Origin of the sequence: Streptomyces sp. WAC07094, from assembly GCF_036320405.1 — a bacterium.
Lineage (GTDB): Bacteria > Actinomycetota > Actinomycetes > Streptomycetales > Streptomycetaceae > Streptomyces > Streptomyces lannensis.
Window position 1 is genome coordinate 7,550,177 of the sequence record NZ_JAVMJZ010000001.1, and the last position, 16,949, is coordinate 7,567,125.

At 67.5% G+C, this 16,949-nt stretch carries 17 protein-coding genes; 4 read left to right on the forward strand and 13 right to left on the reverse strand.

Going from position 1 to position 16,949, the window contains the following annotated elements; genetic code table 11:
• Window positions 1-23: 23 nt before the first annotated feature.
• Entirely contained in the window at window positions 24-302 is a 279-nt protein-coding gene (locus tag RCR19_RS33825) for a hypothetical protein (protein ID WP_331268564.1), read from the reverse strand.
• 603 nt (window positions 303-905) lie between these two features.
• Entirely contained in the window at window positions 906-1,322 is a 417-nt protein-coding gene (locus RCR19_RS33830) for a hypothetical protein (protein ID WP_331268565.1), read from the reverse strand.
• A gap of 596 nt (window positions 1,323-1,918) precedes the next feature.
• On the opposite strand from RCR19_RS33830, the gene RCR19_RS33835 reads away from it, so the two are divergent.
• Entirely contained in the window at window positions 1,919-4,243 is a 2,325-nt protein-coding gene (locus tag RCR19_RS33835) for a FlgD immunoglobulin-like domain containing protein (protein ID WP_331268566.1), read from the forward strand.
• A 478-nt stretch (window positions 4,244-4,721) separates the two neighbouring features.
• Here the strand turns inward: RCR19_RS33835 and RCR19_RS33840 are convergent, their stop codons facing one another.
• The 3 genes from RCR19_RS33840 to RCR19_RS33850 all read right to left on the reverse strand — a co-directional run bounded on the left by RCR19_RS33840 (window position 4,722) and on the right by RCR19_RS33850 (window position 6,655).
• Complete coding sequence (locus RCR19_RS33840) at window positions 4,722-4,922, reverse strand: hypothetical protein (RefSeq protein ID WP_331268567.1); 201 nt, start codon at window positions 4,920-4,922, stop codon at window positions 4,722-4,724.
• Between the two features lie 126 nt (window positions 4,923-5,048).
• Complete coding sequence (locus tag RCR19_RS33845) at window positions 5,049-5,669, reverse strand: PQQ-binding-like beta-propeller repeat protein (RefSeq protein WP_331268568.1); 621 nt, start codon at window positions 5,667-5,669, stop codon at window positions 5,049-5,051.
• Between the two features lie 488 nt (window positions 5,670-6,157).
• Window positions 6,158-6,655, reverse strand: a complete 498-nt coding sequence (locus RCR19_RS33850; RefSeq protein ID WP_331268569.1) for a hypothetical protein — start codon at window positions 6,653-6,655, stop codon at window positions 6,158-6,160.
• A gap of 342 nt (window positions 6,656-6,997) precedes the next feature.
• On the opposite strand from RCR19_RS33850, the gene RCR19_RS33855 reads away from it, so the two are divergent.
• Entirely contained in the window at window positions 6,998-7,531 is a 534-nt protein-coding gene (locus tag RCR19_RS33855) for a hypothetical protein (protein ID WP_331268570.1), read from the forward strand.
• A 221-nt stretch (window positions 7,532-7,752) separates the two neighbouring features.
• Here RCR19_RS33855 and RCR19_RS33860 read toward each other — a convergent pair whose 3' ends face one another.
• The 5 genes from RCR19_RS33860 to RCR19_RS33880 form a co-directional block, all read right to left on the reverse strand.
• Window positions 7,753-8,115, reverse strand: coding sequence for a hypothetical protein (locus tag RCR19_RS33860; RefSeq protein WP_331268571.1), 363 nt, complete (start codon window positions 8,113-8,115; stop codon window positions 7,753-7,755).
• 88 nt (window positions 8,116-8,203) lie between these two features.
• Window positions 8,204-8,731: a flavodoxin gene (locus RCR19_RS33865; protein WP_331268572.1), complete on the reverse strand. Its 528-nt coding sequence runs from the start codon at window positions 8,729-8,731 to the stop codon at window positions 8,204-8,206.
• A gap of 255 nt (window positions 8,732-8,986) precedes the next feature.
• A complete protein-coding gene (locus RCR19_RS33870; RefSeq protein ID WP_331268573.1) occupies window positions 8,987-9,838 on the reverse strand; it encodes an aldo/keto reductase in 852 nt (283 codons plus the stop codon).
• A gap of 39 nt (window positions 9,839-9,877) precedes the next feature.
• Entirely contained in the window at window positions 9,878-10,891 is a 1,014-nt protein-coding gene (locus RCR19_RS33875) for an alcohol dehydrogenase catalytic domain-containing protein (RefSeq protein ID WP_331269629.1), read from the reverse strand.
• 64 nt (window positions 10,892-10,955) lie between these two features.
• Entirely contained in the window at window positions 10,956-11,933 is a 978-nt protein-coding gene (locus RCR19_RS33880; protein ID WP_331268574.1) for an aldo/keto reductase, read from the reverse strand.
• A 215-nt stretch (window positions 11,934-12,148) separates the two neighbouring features.
• Between RCR19_RS33880 and RCR19_RS33885 the strand changes: the two genes are divergently transcribed.
• A complete protein-coding gene (locus RCR19_RS33885; RefSeq protein WP_331268575.1) occupies window positions 12,149-13,045 on the forward strand; it encodes a helix-turn-helix transcriptional regulator in 897 nt (298 codons plus the stop codon).
• A 352-nt stretch (window positions 13,046-13,397) separates the two neighbouring features.
• Here RCR19_RS33885 and RCR19_RS33890 read toward each other — a convergent pair whose 3' ends face one another.
• Window positions 13,398-14,330: a UTP--glucose-1-phosphate uridylyltransferase gene (locus RCR19_RS33890; protein WP_331268576.1), complete on the reverse strand. Its 933-nt coding sequence runs from the start codon at window positions 14,328-14,330 to the stop codon at window positions 13,398-13,400.
• 442 nt (window positions 14,331-14,772) lie between these two features.
• On the opposite strand from RCR19_RS33890, the gene RCR19_RS33895 reads away from it, so the two are divergent.
• Window positions 14,773-15,123: a PP2C family protein-serine/threonine phosphatase gene (locus RCR19_RS33895; RefSeq protein WP_331268577.1), complete on the forward strand. Its 351-nt coding sequence runs from the start codon at window positions 14,773-14,775 to the stop codon at window positions 15,121-15,123.
• Window positions 15,124-15,511: 388 nt separating this feature from the next.
• Here RCR19_RS33895 and RCR19_RS33900 read toward each other — a convergent pair whose 3' ends face one another.
• Both RCR19_RS33900 and RCR19_RS33905 read right to left on the reverse strand, forming a co-directional pair.
• Window positions 15,512-16,129 carry a transposase gene (locus RCR19_RS33900; RefSeq protein WP_331268578.1) on the reverse strand — a complete coding sequence of 206 codons (618 nt, stop codon included), beginning with the start codon at window positions 16,127-16,129 and terminating at the stop codon, window positions 15,512-15,514.
• Window positions 16,045-16,584, reverse strand: a complete 540-nt coding sequence (locus tag RCR19_RS33905; RefSeq protein WP_331268579.1) for a winged helix-turn-helix domain-containing protein — start codon at window positions 16,582-16,584, stop codon at window positions 16,045-16,047. The genes RCR19_RS33900 and RCR19_RS33905 overlap by 85 nt, the downstream gene beginning before the upstream one ends.
• Window positions 16,585-16,949 lie beyond the last annotated feature (365 nt).

Genomic DNA, 16,949 nt, shown 5'->3' on the forward strand with positions numbered 1-16,949 from the left:
GGCGAGATTTGCGTTTGAGCTGCTCAGTCACGCCAGACGGAGACCAGGCGCGCCGCCACAGCCAGCAACAGCCCGGCCGTGAGGAGGTACAGGCCAAGACGGTCTTCGGGCACTGCCGGTGACCAGACCCGCCAGGCCGACGGGGTATAGCTGTCGGCCGCCAGGAAGGACCCGTACGATCTGGAGGAGAGACTGATGGGCGTGCTGGCCTGGCTGCGCACCCACAGCAGTGCGCCTACGGCGGCACAGGTCGCGGCTATCGCGTACAAGGCTGTGGCGCTGCGCGGGGCCGGTCTCGTCACGGCGTCTCTCCCTCGTCTTCGTCGTTGTGGTGTATGGATTCTTGCTGCCCGTACCGGTTCGCGTTCGCGCCGGGGTCGTCACGTCCCTGCCTGAACCGGACAGCAGCCCCCGGTGAACGGCCGGGTGCCAGCCGACCTCGGGCGCAGCTTCTTCAAACGGTGGTTCCAACGCCCACCCGCTGGAACACGATGGCTGACGCTTGACCAGGCCCCGCGAGATTTGCCAAGCGCTTGGAAGGCGCTGAGTTCTTCGACGGTTAATCGCCCCCTGACCTGGGCAGAGAATGTGGCTGCCGGAGAAGCTGCTGGGAGCGTCGATACGCATTCGACGGGCGCCCTACCTGCCTTGCAGCGCCATCCGGCATACACCAGTGGCTTGACGGCGGATCTCTCGGCTGGTTCCGGTGATCGTGACGACGTCGAAGTTGCCGGAGCACGACACCCGCTTTAGGAGTTCGATCCGGAGGGCCGAAACTCCTTCGGTAGGCCCACCTGGCTTGGGGGTACTGGCCGTCCACGTGCGTCTACCTCTGCCGCTGTCCGCCGCCGTTGATGTCGGCGGTGGATGTCAACTCCTGGGTAGGGGCACGTCCATGCGGGACCTCAGCGGGGCGAGATGCTCGGTGATGCTCTGTCCAGGCAGTTGTCGTATGCGGCTTTCATGGAGGGGTACGACGCGCTCAGAGCTATCCGACTGCCCGGAGCGTCGTCTTCGCAGACATATCCCCCTGGGCCCGAAGCTGTCTCGACGTGCAGCATTACTTCGTATGAGGAGATGTGCACGGTGCGATGTGCCCTCGCTGGGATGACTCCTAAGCTGTGCTCCTCCGCGCATTCGTTGTCCCCGTCGTCGGCACACCAGAAGACGCGCACTGGGTTCGATGTGCTGTTCACCAGAGAGATCGGATCGACGTTCTCGGGGTCGGTCGGATCAGGGTTGCAACCGGCGATAGCGAGTGCAGCCAAGCCCAGCAGGATCATGGTCGCAAAGCGGGCAACACGGCTGTTCAGCAGATCCACTTGTTCTCCGAGGGGGCGTCATATGAAGCCCGCACCGTATCGCAAGACCGTCACCCCAGAACCTCAGCTTGGGAAGCTGGGGCTCTCTGGACCTTGTTGAGGCGCTGATCTGGGCGAACAGCTAAGCCGTGGCCTCCTCGGGCTCGGCTGTTGTTACCGTGATTCCCTGCTGTTCCCCGCTCGATTTGGTGCGCTTGTGGTCCGCGTCATCGCCATCCACTGCTCGGCGACACTTACCGCTTCTGCGCCTTGCAGTGCTTCAGCAGCGTAGTGATCCGTGTTGGGTCCGCCTGGCCGTTGAGTTCGGCGAGGAGACCGTCAGGGCACAACTCGTAGAGGTCGCCCCGCTCCCTTCGCCCGTTCCCTCGGATCAGGTAGACGACCAGCGGTGTGAGACCCCGAGTGAGGGGGTGATCAGGAACACGGCGAGCGTCGTGGTCCGCTGCGGCACAGGGATCCCAGCTGAGCTGATCGAAGCGCTGCGGCGATCGTCAGGGGGCGTTGCTGAGGTTGGCTACCCACCGCGCCATGGCCCGCCACTGTGACGTTTCCGTCCCGTGCAGCGCTGGATGAGCATGGACATGAAAATCGAACGTATGCCCGATGCTGCGCGTCGCCTCGCCCTCGTCCTCGCCGTTGCCGCCGTACCCGTCATCACCGTTCCCACGGTCGCCCATGCCGGGGACGCCGGGCCGGCAGAGCTCGTGCTGGCCGCGCCAGACAGATACGCGCCGGTGCAGGATGCACTGTACGCCTCCGGAGACACCGGCTATCTGCACCGCCGGGAGACGAGCGATGGCTCCACCGCGCCGTACCAGTGGCGCGGTTACGACGGCACCGAGCGAACGGTCGAGAACTTCACCGGCAAACTGCCGGGCCAGCAGGGCTACTACGGGGCGGGTACGGACATCCTGCCGGTACCCATCGACGCGAGCGGAGTCGTGCAGCTGCGGGACCCCGCGACCGCGGAGTCGACGCCGCTCACCGTTCCGGACGGTCAGTACACCGTCGGCTCCTTCGGGCAGACCGTGCTGACGATCTCATACAACGACGTATGGCAGGTGGACAAGCTGCATATTCTCCACCTCCAGGACGGCGTGACCACCGACACGCCGGTCGACCCGCCCTCGGGGCTGAGGTTCGACCGGTACCCGGTCGCGGCTGGCGACGGACGGCTGGCCGTCGTGAAGTTCACTCACGGGCACACGCTCGGTCTCGTCGACCTGACCACCGGCGCCCTCACGCCCGTGACCGCCAACGTCGCCGTCGACAACCCAGCGACCATCCAGGCCACCGTCTCACCCACCCACATCGCCTGGTACCAGAAGGGCATGAGCCAGGCCCGGGTGGTCCTCCGCGACGACCCCTCCGGGACCCAGACCTCCGTCGCCGTACCGCCCTCCGCGGAGGGCACCCCCGTCATCGGACTGGCGGGCGACTGGCTGCTCACAAGCTACCGACCGTCGGCCCCCACCGAGCCGAACCCGCCACTGACCGGCGGCGGTCCTCTCAAGGCCACCCCGCTCGACGGTGGATCGCCGGTCACCCTGCTGGCCGCCGCCCAGCCCGACCTGACCCAGATCCCCGGCGGAGGGGCGATCACGGTCGGCGGCGCGAACGCCGGAGACTGGGCGGTGCGCCGGATCGAGGTCGCGGCGGACGGCGGTCTGACCGTACGTACGCTCTCCGAGGTGCCCGCCAGACCGGCTGCGGTGCGCGGCATCGCGCTCGCCGGCGGCCAGTTGGTCACCAAGGAGGAGGACAGCGCGCCGCGTCCCTCGTACCAGACGCGCAAGGTGACGCTCACCGGGACGCCGTCGGCGGGGGAGCGCTCCGAGGTCACCACCGCGCCCCTCGGCGACAGTTACGGTCAGCCGCTGGGCGCCGGGGACGGGTCCGTCGTGCACGTCCGCCACGACGACGTCACCCAGCGGGACGTCCTCGTGCGCGCGACCGCGGCTGGCGCACGCACCGAGGTCGTACCGTTCGACCGCACCACCCCGGCGACCTCCGGCCTCGGCCTGCGCGACGCCGCCGGGCAGTACGCGGTGTACGGCAGCGGCGACGAGCGGCTGGTCGTCGACTTCGAGGCGTCCGGCGGCGGGGCGGTGGTGCAGCAGCTGAACACCCCGGCGGCCGCGCTGTGGGGCTCCAAGCTGTGGACCACGGACGGCACCGCCGGCGAGATCGAAGCGCGGGATCTGGTGTCCGGCACGGTCACCCCGTACACGGTCGGTGCCTCCTGCGGGATCCGGGACATCCAGACCGTCGGGCGTTGGGTGTACTGGGACTGCCTGGGGCAAGACATCATCGGCGGCGACCAGTCCACCCCGTTCGGCGTGTACGACCTGCAGACCGGTGAGAACATCAGCCTGCCCGAGCGCGGGAAGCTCGGCGACGGCTTCGTTCTCAATCAGGACACGACCGCGGGCAAGCTGCTGCTCACCGACTTCCATACCGGAACCGCGGCCGCGCCCCGGGTGCTCACCGACCTGCCCGCCGTGTCCGGCTGGAAGAACTACGACGTGGACAAGTTCGGCGGCGGCGTAGCCTGGCTGGATGCCGCCGGGGCAGCACACGTCGTACCCAGCGGCGTGCCCGCCCAGGCGCTCGCCGTGACCGCCACCCGAACCGACACCGTCTGCACCCCGACGGCCGGCGCCGCCTGGAACCCGTTGTGGCAGTTGTCCAAGCCAGCCACCGGCGCTCAGGTGGTGATCAAGCGCAAGGCGAAGATCGTGCGCACGCTTGACGCCACCGCACTCGGCGCCGCCCTGACGGCCCGATGGGACGGCACGCTCGCGGACGGTAAGCCTGCCGCCACCGGCACCTACACCTGGGAGCTCACCGCCGAACCTGAGGACGGCACCGGCGCCGCGCTCACGCTGACCGGCACCCTAACCGTCACTGACGGCTCCTGACGGGACAACTGATGGCGGATCCCCCAACCCGGCGCATCTTCGCCAGGTTGGGGGATCCGTCTTCAGCACATGTCCAGACCTGGCCCGAATCTGGCACAGACCTCTTCGTCCTGAAGCAACTCGCGTGGGCGCTCGGCCATGGGCTGGTGCTCCGCTCACCTGCTGCGATGGTCCCCAGGAGTGCGGGCTTGTCCGCCGCTGCATCTCGGCGTTGTCACGCAGTTAGACACTCATCTCCACAACGCTTAAGGATGCGGCCAGGCGCTTAGAAGATGCGGTCAAGCCCCTGGTGGTTCCGTTCGATGCCACCGTGTCGCAACAGCTCAAGGCCGCCGTGTCCCGTTGTCGTCCGCCGCCGTTGCCGTCAGCGTTGCCGTCACTGCCGTCGACTGCTGGTTGCCCAGAAAAGCACGACTACGCAAGCGTTTGAACACTGCAGGACGTAGATGCGCCACCGTACATCGCTAGTGCAGAACCCTCACTTGTACAAACTGATGTCGCCCTCGGATGACCCTGTGGCGAACAGCATGCTGCCGTCGGCACGCGCGAGTACTTCGACGGCCCTTCCAGCCCACGGAATCCCGATCAACTCGCCGGTTGCTGCATCCCACTCACGGACCATGTTGTCGGTCCCCGAGGTGAACAGCCGCGCACCACCGTCCACCACAGCCGAAGCCACTATTCGGTACTCCGAACCCAGAGACATCGGCTCCCCAACCGATTCACCCGTTGAAGCATCCCAGCGCCACAAAGTGCTGTCGAAGTCGGTGGCGATGAGGAGGGTGGAGCCAGTGAGAAGAAACAGCTAGGTGATCTGCATGATCCGGGCGCGGGATCCAGCGATGGGATCCCCGGTCCGATCGCCGGTCTTGGGGTCCCATCGCAGGATGACTCCGTTCTCGTCACCTGCGGCGATCAACGCAGTGCCGTTCCGTCCTGGGACGGCCGTGACGGCCATGACCAAACCTCGATGCCCCGTCAGCGGTGCACCCAGCGGGTCGCCGCTCACAGCGTCCCAACGGAAGACGTCGCTGCCGGCACCGACGAAGAAGTGGCGCCCACCGGGCAACACGCCTGCGTCGACGTCCCAGACGGTGCTCACCTCTTCCATGTACGGGCTGGACAGTTCCTCGCCGGTCAAGGCGTCCAGGCGCCAGACACCCACCTCATTTGCTGAGGCCAGTACTGCACCGCCGCCAGACGGGCACGCGACAGCCTTGCCCGGGCCGCCGCCCGCGTAGAACTTGACGGACCACATTTCGCGGCCAGTCGCTGGATCCCACCGATAACAGCGGTCTCCGCCGTGGGAGGACGACAACACCACCAGTTGACCGTCGGCAGTTTCGGCGAGCAGGGGCCGGGCCCCGTAGGCCCTACCAGTTCTGATGACCTGTATTTGCGATGTACGGATCGGCTGTGGCTTCACGCCCCAACCGTAGATCCCTCGTGCAGATCGCAGACTTCAATCGTGTCGACGCCTGATAGCGAGCGGCTGGCCTCCCGCGCTGCGGCCAACGCCCCGTACGCTGGGTGGATTCTGACACTCGCTTTACAAGTTCGATCTCACCCCGCCGTGGTCGCGTTCCACCGCGTCCACCGGGGCCGCACGTGGCTGCCGGTTGTTGCCGCTGTTCGTGGTCATTGATGTCAGCGTTGGATGTCAGCGGAAGCTGTGGCTGCTGTGATCCATAACCTGGCAGCAAGAAACACCCCATCTTGCCTGACCGCCACCCCTTGAAGGAAACCCGTTCGGTCAGGGGCCCGTGACCCGGCCTTTCACCGGCGACGCCGGGAGCTGACGTGTCACTGGTTGTCGCCGTCGGTCGCTGTCGAGCGCCCTCGCACGGCCCAGGGACGGCCCAGGAGACCGCTCACCATTGCCCACATGACGCTGGCCGCGCACGCCCAGGGCCATCACTCGAGCAACTGGGGGGCCACCGGGAGCTGTTCGCTGTAGAGCCAGGTGAAGGTGCGGTCTGGTTCGAGATGGGCGTCTCCCCAGTGGATGACGTGGATGCCGTTCTCCGGGTCAGCCGTGAAGAACAGACAGACGAGCTCGGTGGAGGCGCCGAGTGCTTCGAACGTCTCGTGCAGCTCCGCGTACTCCTCTGTCGTCAGGTCGTCGTCGAGCGGGAACAGCCCGTCCTGCGGCTGCGGACCGTGCCCCAGGAGCATCCGGCGGCGCGTAGGGGAAGCGTTGGAAGCCAACCGGGCACGATCAAGCGGCCTCGGACGGTCGGCGTACTTGAAGGGGAAGAGCGCGTGGTCGTTGATAACGGCGTACTCGTACCCACGTACGTCCCGCACGGCTTCGTCCAGCTCCCGCGCCGTATCCGCCAGGTTCTCCCGCACCGCCTCCGCCAGCGTGGCGCCATAGGGACTGCGCTTCTTCAACCGGGCCGCCAGATGCACGGCGTGAGCTCGCGCGTGGGCCCTGGCCAGTTGCACCGGAACCGCGGCAGCGAGCCCGCCGGCACGCTGCCCGAACCGCTCTACCGCCCAATCCGACGGCACAACCCGAGCCCCACCTACCGCAGACACGCAGCGTCCCCTCTCCCCGGTCACCCCGCCCCCAACTGTTTGACACGTACACGAAGTGCATACAAGGGAGCGATCTGGCCACATAGGACAGAAGGGCCTGCTGCTCACTAGGCAGCAGTCAGTCAGCATGGTCAGACGTAGACCGAGACCTGGAGGCCATGGCTCGCCTTTTTGACGTGCGACAAAGCCGGTGGCGGTGCACACTTCTTCGCCGTGGACATCATCAAGGGCGAGCTGCGGCGTCTTCAGTCCGGCCTCGGGGCCGATGACGGTCGACAGCAGCCGTTTCTCGTGCGGGTCCGGTTCATTGCCGAGGATCCGGCGCGGATCATCGCGAATGCCCGTGCCGTACTGGCGTGCGTGGTCCAGCGAACGGGAAACTGGCCAGCTTTCGGGCAATGGTCGGAGCTGCTGCCGGCGGAGTTCATACATCAGTGCGCGCCGGAGCCGGAGCCCGACCCGTCATTCGATGCTCAGGCCTGGCTGCAGACATGGCAGGCGATGACGCCCGAGCAGAAATCAGCCTTCAACCAAGAGCCTTGGACGCTGTCGGACTGGCTCTACTACTTCGACCCGACCGAGGACGGCATGGGCGACGATCGCAGCTGGTGGTGGTGGGACGCGGGGTCCGGTCAGCCAGGCAGCGGCTGGGTTGAGGTGGCGACGACCGGCTGGCCGTTCGGCAGCGGCTCACTGTCCTGGCTGATCAAGGCCAGTGGTGGCAGGGATCTCGATTACCGAGACTGATCTACAGCTGGAGCATTCGCCGACATCCGCTTTGTAGGTTCGATCGCAGCGCGGTGTGGACTGCCGAAACGGAGCTTGCGGCTCGCTCCCCGATCTGGCTTCAGTCACTGCGGTGTGCCATCGATCGCCGCCGTTGATGTCAACTCGTGATGTCAGCCCGAGCGGCTATGCGCTGACGGGCAACTCCAGTGCACGCTGTTTGACGGGATCAATGCGCTCACTCACGACATCATCGGCAGGTTTCCATGGCGCAGCACGACGCGCGCCAGCCGAAACGCGAGGGCACGCAAGCCGGGCTCCATGACCCGGTACAGGGCTTTCGCGTCAGTCCTGTAGGCGAAGATCACGACCTCGCCGCCGCCGAACTCGTTGCCGTCGACTTCACCGAGACCCGCTGCTTCGACCGCGGCCGCCATCGTCCGCTCGGCTTCGAAGACCAGCGCCCATTGATCGGACTCACCGAGGCCGCCGCCCAGGTGGAACCGGGCGATCACGGCATGCTCCGGAGGTGTCTCCGGCAGATCAAAGAATGCCTGGGCCGCGACAGCTTCCGTGCCGCCGTCCCCGCTGGCGGTGGTCTGCACCCGCTGACGGACCCGGCCACCCGCGAGGACGACGAGAAGCCGTGAGCGTTGGCATCCGGACGGGCCGTGACGTGCCCGGCAGGAGCCGTTACCGGGTGGGCAGCCGGATACGACGCAGCCATGCCTCAACTTCGGTGTCGGCGTCCTTGACCTCTTCGCCGCGTACCGCAAGGCCCTCGGCGATGGTCGCGCCGGGACAGGAGGCGGCGTAGTCGCGTTCGGTGGTGCCCAGGCCGCTCACGGCGTATGTGGTGACCGGGTGGACGGTCTTGCCTCGGAAGTCGAGGGCTTCGATGAACGTCGTCATGATCATGGGTGCTCGGACGTTCCAAATGGGGCTGGCCAGGAGGATGGTGTCGTAGCCGTCGAGGGAGGGCAGGCGACCTTCGATGGCCGGGCGGGCGTCGGTGTCCTGCTCGCGGACGTTGCGCTTTACGGTCGCGTCGTAGTCGTGCGAGTAGGGGTCGGCGGCCAGGATGCGGTAGGTGTCACAGCTGATGCGGCCGCCGATCTTGTCAGCGAGCACCTCGGTGTTGCCGACCTTCAGGTCGATACGGCCGCCGTTGTAGTGGTTCTCGCCCGGTCGCGAGAAGTAGGCCAGCAGAACTCGTTTCACGTTGCTTCCGGTCGTCGCGGCGGAACGGGAGGAGGCCCTGGAGTGCTGTGAGGACGGTGAACAACCCGCCAGGTGGGTTGCGCCCAGAGCGGCGGTTGCGGTCGCTAGCGCGCTGCGCAGAATGGTGCGCCGGCTCGGCAGAACGGTGTGCGTGATCACGATGGACTGCTCCGGTGAACCGTTAGCGGAGTGGAGGCCCGGGCAGGCGCCCCGGACGTTGGCTTCGGGGCACCCGCGGCCGGTAAGGAGCGCCGTTCAGCTGTCCAGACGGCGTCCTGCGAGCCAGGTGACCATCTCGGGGTCGTGGTGGTCGAAGAAGAGGGAGCTGCCGGTGTCGAGGGTGGCGATCTGGGCCATCTGCTCGTCGGTGAGCTGGAAGTCGAAGACGTCAATATTCTCGGCCATGCGCTCGGCGCGCACGGACTTGGGGATGGCGATGACGCCGCGCTGGGTGAGCCAGCGCAGGACGACCTGGGCGACAGACTTGTCGTGTTCCTTGCCGATCTCGGCGAGCAGGGGGTTGGTGAACAGGTTGTTCTTGCCTTCGGCGAAGCCGCCCCAGGACTGGATCTGCACGCCGTGCTCACGCATGAGGTCCTGGTAGTCGGCGCGCTGGAAGAAGGGGTGGGTCTCGATCTGGTTGACCTGCGGGGTGATCTCGTTGTTGATGATCAGGTCGATCAAGCGGTCGGGGTAGAAGTTGGCGACGCCGATCGCCTTCGCCGCGCCCTCGCGATTGAGCGCCTCCATGGCACGCCACTGGCCGTAGACATCGCCGAAGGGCTGGTGCATCAGGTACAGGTCGAGGTGGTCCAGGCCCAGCTTGGTCAGCGACGTCTCGAACGCGCGGCGCGTGTTGTCGTGGGCGGGGGCGTCCTGAACCCACAGCTTGGTGGTGACGAAAAGCTCCTCGCGCGCGATGCCGCTGGACTTGATGGCGCTGCCGACGGCTTCTTCGTTGCCGTAGGCGGCGGCGGTGTCCAGCAGGCGGTAGCCGGCGGCCAGGGCCTCGGAGACGGCGCGCTCGGTGTCCTCGGCGGGGATCTGGTAGACGCCGAAGCCGAGGATCGGCATCTCGACGCCGTTGTTGAGGGTGACGGTCTGCATGAGCGGGATGTCCTTCGCTGTGCGGGAGAGAGCGGGTGGTCAGAGGCGGATGAGGGCCTTGAGGACCTGGCGGTCGGCCATCGCCCGGTAGGCGTCCGGTGCCTGGTAGAGGGAGAAGGTCTGGTCGAAGGCACGGCCGGGGGCGATCGTCCCGTCCAGGACGTCGGGCAGCAGCTGCTCGATGTAGGCGCGGGCGGGGCTGGCGCCGCCGGTCAGGGTGACGTTCCGCATGAACTCCGCCGGGCCTATCGGACCCTGCTCGTACTGGGGAACGCCCAGGCGGCTGATGGTGCCGCCGTCCAAGACCGCGCCCAGTGCGGTGTCGAGGGCCTGGCGGGTGCCGACGGCCTCGATGACCTTGTCCATGCCGCCGGTCAGCTCGCGGATCCGGGCGATGCCCTCCTCGCCGCGCTCGGCGACCACGTCCGTGGCGCCGAACTCGCGGCCCAGGCCGGTGCGGGCTTCGTGGCGGCCGGCGAGCACGATCCGCTCGGCACCGAGCCGCTTGGCGGCGATCACGGCGCACAGGCCGACCGCGCCGTCCCCGACCACCAGCACCGCATCACCGCGGCCGACGCCGGCGGTGACGGCGCCGTGGTGGCCAGTGGTCATCACATCGGACAGCGCCAGCAGCGACGGCAGCAGCGCGGAGTCGGCGGCCACCGGCAGCTTCACCAAGGTGCCGTCCGCGTACGGGACGCGAACGGCTTCGCCCTGGCCGCCATCAACACCGTCGAAGCCGTACCGGCCGCCGTTGCGGCACGAGATGTGCAGGCCCTTGGCGCAGTAGTCGCAGGTGTTGTCGCTGTAGGTGAACGGGGCGACGACCAGATCACCGGCCTTCAGGGCGGTCACGTCCGCGCCGGTCTCCTCGATGACTCCGAGGAACTCGTGGCCCATGGGGCGACCTGTGTCGGTGGCGGGCATGGAGGTGTAGGGCCACAGGTCGCTGCCGCACACGCACGCGGCCAGCGTGCGCACCACCGCGTCGGTCGGCTGGGCGATCTTCGGGTCGGGCCGGTTCTCGACGCGGACGTCGCCGGCTCCGTACATCACTGCTGCACGCACGAGGGTGCTACTCCAAACGAGGATGGTGCTGAGGTCGGGACGACGAAGTTCAGCGTTCGAGCATGCGGGCCTGGGCCTTGGTGTGGGTGTCGCCGGCGGCGGGCGGCAGGCTGGAGAGCCGGTCGAGCTGCTCGGCGGTGAGCGTGACCGTGTCGGCTGCGGTGTTCTCCTCGACCCGGCTGACGCGCTTGGTGCCGGGGATCGGGGCGATGTCGTCGCCTTGGGCGAGCAGCCAGGCCAGCGCCACCTGACCGGGCGTGGCACCAGCCCCGTCGGCCAGGGCCTTGACCTCGTCGACCAGTGCCAGGTTGCGCTGGAAGTTCTCGCCCGTGAAGCGCGGGTTGTCGCGGCGGAAGTCGTTTTCGTCGAACTGGTCGGTGGAGTGCACGGTTCCGGTCAGGAAGCCGCGGCCCAGCGGGGAGAACGGCACCAGGCCGATGTTCAGCTCCCGCAGGACGGGCAGCACGCGTTCCTCGATCCCGCGAGTGAACAGGGAGTACTCGGACTGGACCGCGGTAACGGGCTGGACGGCATGGGCGCGGCGGATGGTGTCCGGACCGGCCTCGGAGAGCCCGAAGGCTCGGACCTTGCCCTCAGCGATCAGTTCGCCAACGGCGCCGGCGGTCTCTTCGATCGGCGTGTTCGGATCGACGCGGTGCTGGTAGTAGAGGTCGATGTGGTCGGTGCCCAGCCGCTTCAGGGAGCCCTCGACCGCGGTGCGGATGTTGGCCGGGCTGGAGTCCAGGTTCCACGCGCCTTCGCCGGCGTGCGAGACCAGGCCGAACTTGGTGGCCAGCACCACCTGGTCCCGGCGGCCCTTCAGCGCCCGGCCAAGCAGCTCCTCGTTGGTGTAGGGGCCGTAGATCTCGGCGGTGTCGACCAGCGTTACGCCGAGGTCCAGGGCTCGGTGCACGGTCCTGATCGACTCCGCGTCATCGGTGCCTGAACCGGTGTAGCCGTGGGACATGCCCATCGCGCCCAGCCCGATCCGGGAAACCTCCAGGTCACGCAGCTTGATGTACCGCATCTCGCCCTCTTCCGATCATGGTGTCGCCGGGTCTCTCGCTCTTGCCCGGTCCGGCAGGTCGTGCCGGTTGAAGTCCGGGCGGCGAAGGGGTCCGGTGTCTTTCTCATTCACCTTCGCCCGGATTGCTCGGGTGTGGCAGGGCGGGCTCTTCAGGGGTAATGACAGGGCCCCCCTCCCGTCTGCGGCGCGGCTGCCTACCGGGTGAGACTGGAGTCATGGCATCCCAGAGCGCGAACAGCGAGGGCGCCGAGCTGGGCCGCTTCCTGCGCGCCCGCCGCACCCAGACCAATCCCGAACACGTCGGCCTCACCGTCGGCGCCGGCATCCGCCGCACTCCCGGCTTGCGCCGCGAGGAGCTGGCCACCCTCGCCGGCATCAGCATCGACTACTACGTACGCCTGGAACGCGGCAGGGAGACCCGCCCCAGCCCCGCCGTCCTCGACTCCCTCGCCCGCGCCCTGCACATGGACGACCAGGAACACCAGCACGTGCGTGAGCTTGCCGCCCGCGCCGCCCGCTACGCCCCCGAACCACCCCCGGCCCCCAGCCGCACCGTGCGCCCCCATTTGAAACTGCTGCTGGAATCACTGCGCCCGAACCCCGCCTACGTCATCAGCCGCAGCATGGACATGCTGGCCTGGAACCCCGGCGGCCTCGCTCTGTACGCGGGCCTGGAGGACTGGCCGACCAAGCATCGCAACCTGGCCCGCTACCTCTTCCTCCACCCGGCCGCGCGGGATCTCTTCGGCGACTGGGACCGTCAGATCACCGGCTGCGTCGCCCGGCTGCGCGCTGTCGCCGGCACCGCTCCCGACGCTCCGGACCTGACCAACCTCGTCGGCGAGCTCCTGCTCAAGAGCCCCGACTTCGCCCGGCTATGGGAACGCTACGAGGTCACCGGCCGCAAGCCCGCGCAGAAGACCTTCCAGCACCCCCGCGTCGGCACCGTCACGCTCACCTCCCAGTCCATGCAGCTGGAAGGCACCCTCGGCCAGCGCATCGGCGTCTACACCGCCGACCCCGGCACACCCGACCACGACGCCATGCTGCTGCTCGACATGACCGTGCCCGTAGCCGCGCCCCACCAGGAAATCCCGCACACGTCACCCTGACCGGCGACAGGCGAGAAACGCGGGGGTCCGCTGCGCTCATCGAGAGCGAGGAGCGTGTCCGAAACGAGCAGTACAACACGGCCATGGACGCCGTCCGCAGCTGACCACCACTCGTCGTCCTGATGTCGATGAATTGGAGCGGGGACAGGATGCACGCCCGCGCCGCTTCGTGACCTTCACATCCGGGCAGGGTAGCGACTTTCCAGGTAGTCGGACCAAATCTCAGCGGTCAAGGCTGCGAAGCATTCCGCTGTTCTCGGCTGGATGTCGATCAGGTCAGAGATCAGCACCGGTGGCCGGCCTTTGCGGGCCACTCGGGCGCTGACCTGGGCGAACAAAGGAGAGCGGCAGCTCAGGGCATGGATGTGGCGTCCACGCTGGAGTCGGCGCGGTCGTCGTCGAGTTCCCGGACGAGGCCGCGCAGGACGGGCCCGTACTCAGGGTGGGCGAGGGCGAAGGCCATCTGGGCGACGAGGTAGTCGGCCGGGTTGCCGGTGTCGTACCAGCGGCCTTGGATGACTTGCCCGTACACCGCCCGGGTAGAAGCGTAGGCGTTGATGGCGTCGGTCAGGTACACCTCGCCGGTCTTGTGCTCGTACCAGCGGCGTGTCTGTTCGCGCAGCTCGTCAACGATGCCGGGAGTGATCACATAGCCGCCGATGGCCGCGTACGGGGATGGCGCATCAGCCGGTTTCGGCTTCTCGATCAGGCCGGTGATGCGCAACTGGCCGTCACCGAGGTCTTCCTTGACAACGGGCACGCCGTAGCGCTGGGACTCGGCGGGGTCCACCGGCATCAGAGCCAGGACGGGGCAGCCTGTCTGTTCGTAGGCGCGGACCAGTTGCTGGGCTCGCGGGACCTCGGCCACGAACACGTCGTCCGGCCACAGCACCAGTACCGGTTCGTCGCCGAAGGAGCGGGCGGCGTTCAGCACAGGCGTACCGTTGCCGTACGGGCCGTGCTGGTCGAGGTAGGTGATGTGGCCCTTGCGGGCTAGCTCGGCGACCTCCTCCACCGCGGCCGCGTACGCCGTCTTCCCATCACGGCGCAGCTGTTCTACGAGGGCGGGGTTGGGCCGGAAGTGATCCTGGATCAAGCTCTTGCCGCCGGAGACGACGATGGTGATGTCGGTGATGCCGGAGTCCACCAGCTCGCGCACGGTGTGCTCGATCACCGGTTTGTCGCCGACCGGCAGCATTTCCTTCGGCGTGGCTTTGGTCAGCGGCAGCAGCCGGGAGCCGAGTCCGGCGGCGGGGATCACGGCCCTGCGGATCGTCGGGGACATCAGGTCTCTCTCGGTCGGACGGCACGCCGTACCGGTCGGCACGGCACACGCCGACGCTAGCAATGGATCCTGCACCATTTGGGCGACAACCCGTTCTTCCATCCTTGATGATCAACGGCACAGGAAGCTTCCGGTGTACTTCGTCACCGCCAAGTACCCGTTCGCTTCGATCGTCTGGATGACCTGGGTGCGGACACGATTGCGCAGCTCGTGGAAGAAGTCCTCCCGAGGCGGTCGTCGGGCTCGGAGGAGGCGCAACACTGGTTGTGGCCGGGCTGGTAGAAGAGCATGAAGGGCTCGGGGTCCGTGAAGCGCAACTGGTCCTGCCACGTCACGGTGTCCACCTGTTCAAAGTGTGCGCCGAGCAGATCGCTACCGTTGGCCGGCGACAGCCGACCCTTGGGGGTCGCCTTGAACAGGTCATCGGGCGGGCTCGGGAATCGTGCTGACGCGCACCAACGAGCTGCTTATCACGATGAACGCGGCACGGTTCGCCAGCTGCACGATGCTGTACATCGATCCACGCGACGGACAGGTCACCGGTGCCAGCGCGGGGCATGTGCCGTTGCTGTGCGCACGCGAGGACGACAGCAGTGACATCCGCGAGCTGCTGGGCGGTCCGGTGCTGGGAGTCCTGACAGGCACCGACTACCTCGAGGAGACCTTCACGCTGGACGAAGGCAGCGCTCTGGTCATGCTGACCGATGGTGTGGTCGAGGGGCCGGCCAGACGCTCGAAGCCGGACTGGAGCGGGCCGGAATACTGGCCGGCCAAGCTCTCCGTGACGGACTGAACGCCGAGGCGATCGCTGACCGAATCCTCGGCGCCGCGGTCGCGGTAGACCACCTGACGACGTGGCCGTGCTGGTCGTCAAGCGCGCATAACGGCATCTCTCGCTTCGTGCTGCAGGACTACTCAAGCTACGGATCAGTAGTTGCCCGCGCCCCGTCCGTGCCCGATCCCACGAGGGAACCCCGGGGAACTCCGGTGTGGAGCGGCCACAGCACAACGCAACGGCCCCTGATCGATTCGCCTGGTCAGGGCTCGTTCACCCGCGCGGTGGGTGTGGGATTTGAACCCACGGTGGCTCGCGCCATGACGGTTTTCAAGAGCATCCCGGTATCACAGCCCAGACCCACTCTGACCTGCGTCGATGTGTTACTGACTTCGGCGTCGTAGGGTCAGTCCGGTCTGTCGAGAGTGAGGCCCGTTCCGGCGAGGAATCCGTCAAGGATGGCGTGCCGGTACTGCAGTGCCTTGAGCCGTCTGCGGAGCAGGGTCTCGAGGTTGGTGAGGGGGCGGGCGGCCAGGTTGGCCAGGCTCCGTTTGATGTGTGCCCAGATGCCCTCGACCGGATTGAGCTCGGGCGCGTATCCGGGCAGCAGCACCACCGTCAGCCACTCGCGCTGCGCCACGAGCGCCTGCATCGCCTTGGAGATGTGAGTGTTCAGCCGGTCCCACACCACGATCAGCGGGGCTTTGAGCAGGTGGTGGGCGCCGTCGAGTAGGTGGATGTAGTCGCTCTCGCCCAGCGAGCGGCGCTCGTCCTTGCGGCCGGTGTGCCGGCGTAGCCGGTAGCACAGGCGGGCGGGAAGGCCCGGCTTGAAGCACAGCAGCCCGGCCACCGACAGGCGGCCACGGCTGCGCCCGGCAACGCGCACCGTCGGGGTGATCCCGCGTCGGCCCCAGGTGCGGCCCTTGGGCGGCCGGCCGGTCACGCCTGCTTCGTCCTCGAAGCAGATGAACGCGCCGGTCGCCGCCCGGAAGGTTTTACCTCCTGCCAGGTCGCCTCCCGCCATGCGGTGATCGCGTCCTCGTCGCGCTCGGCGGCGGGCCGGGCAGGCATCTGCACGCTGTAGCCCATCCGGTGCAGCAGCCGGGTCACCCCGGAGACGCTGTAGGAGATGTGGAACTTCCGCCCGATCAGTGTGCGTACCCGGGCGGCGGTCCACACCTGGTCGTCCGTCCAGCCGTGTGCGGCCGGTCCTTCGTCCAGCCAGGCGGCGAGTCTGGCCTGAAGGTGGGGGCCGAGCCGACAGTCGTAGCCCGGGGCCCCCTTGGACCGCAGGGCTTCCCGCCCGCCTGCCTTCCAGGCACGGCGCCATTGGTAGACGGACTTCTCGCTCACCCGTAACTCCCGGGCGATGCGCGGGACTTTCACACGCTCCTCGAAGAGGTCGACGGCCTGCATCCTTATCTCTTCGCGGCGCTTGCGCTGCTCGGCGGTCAGCCCGCCCCCATCTGCGTACCGCATACCTCCGGGGTACCAGGCAAAGCGGACGCCGTCACCAGGCCCGACGAAGACCCAGACCCTACGACGCCGAAGTCAGTAACCGTCTCAACCCGCCGGCACCTGGCCCACGGGGCCCCGAGTCAAGCACGGGGCCACGCTTGGCGTGCCCTGTTGAAGCCAATGGTCCACCGTGCCGGACCCGAGGACTGATCGGCGATCGCTCTTCTTCGGAGGACTGAGTCTCACGGCAGCTTGTGGGTCAGTGACGATGCTCCTCGTCTGGCAGGGCTCCAAAGGAGACAATGCCGAGGCGCGAGGCGCGGTCACGTTCGCGGCGGTGGGAGTGCCGGTGGCACTTCTCTGAACTAAGAGGTTGTCTCACGTGG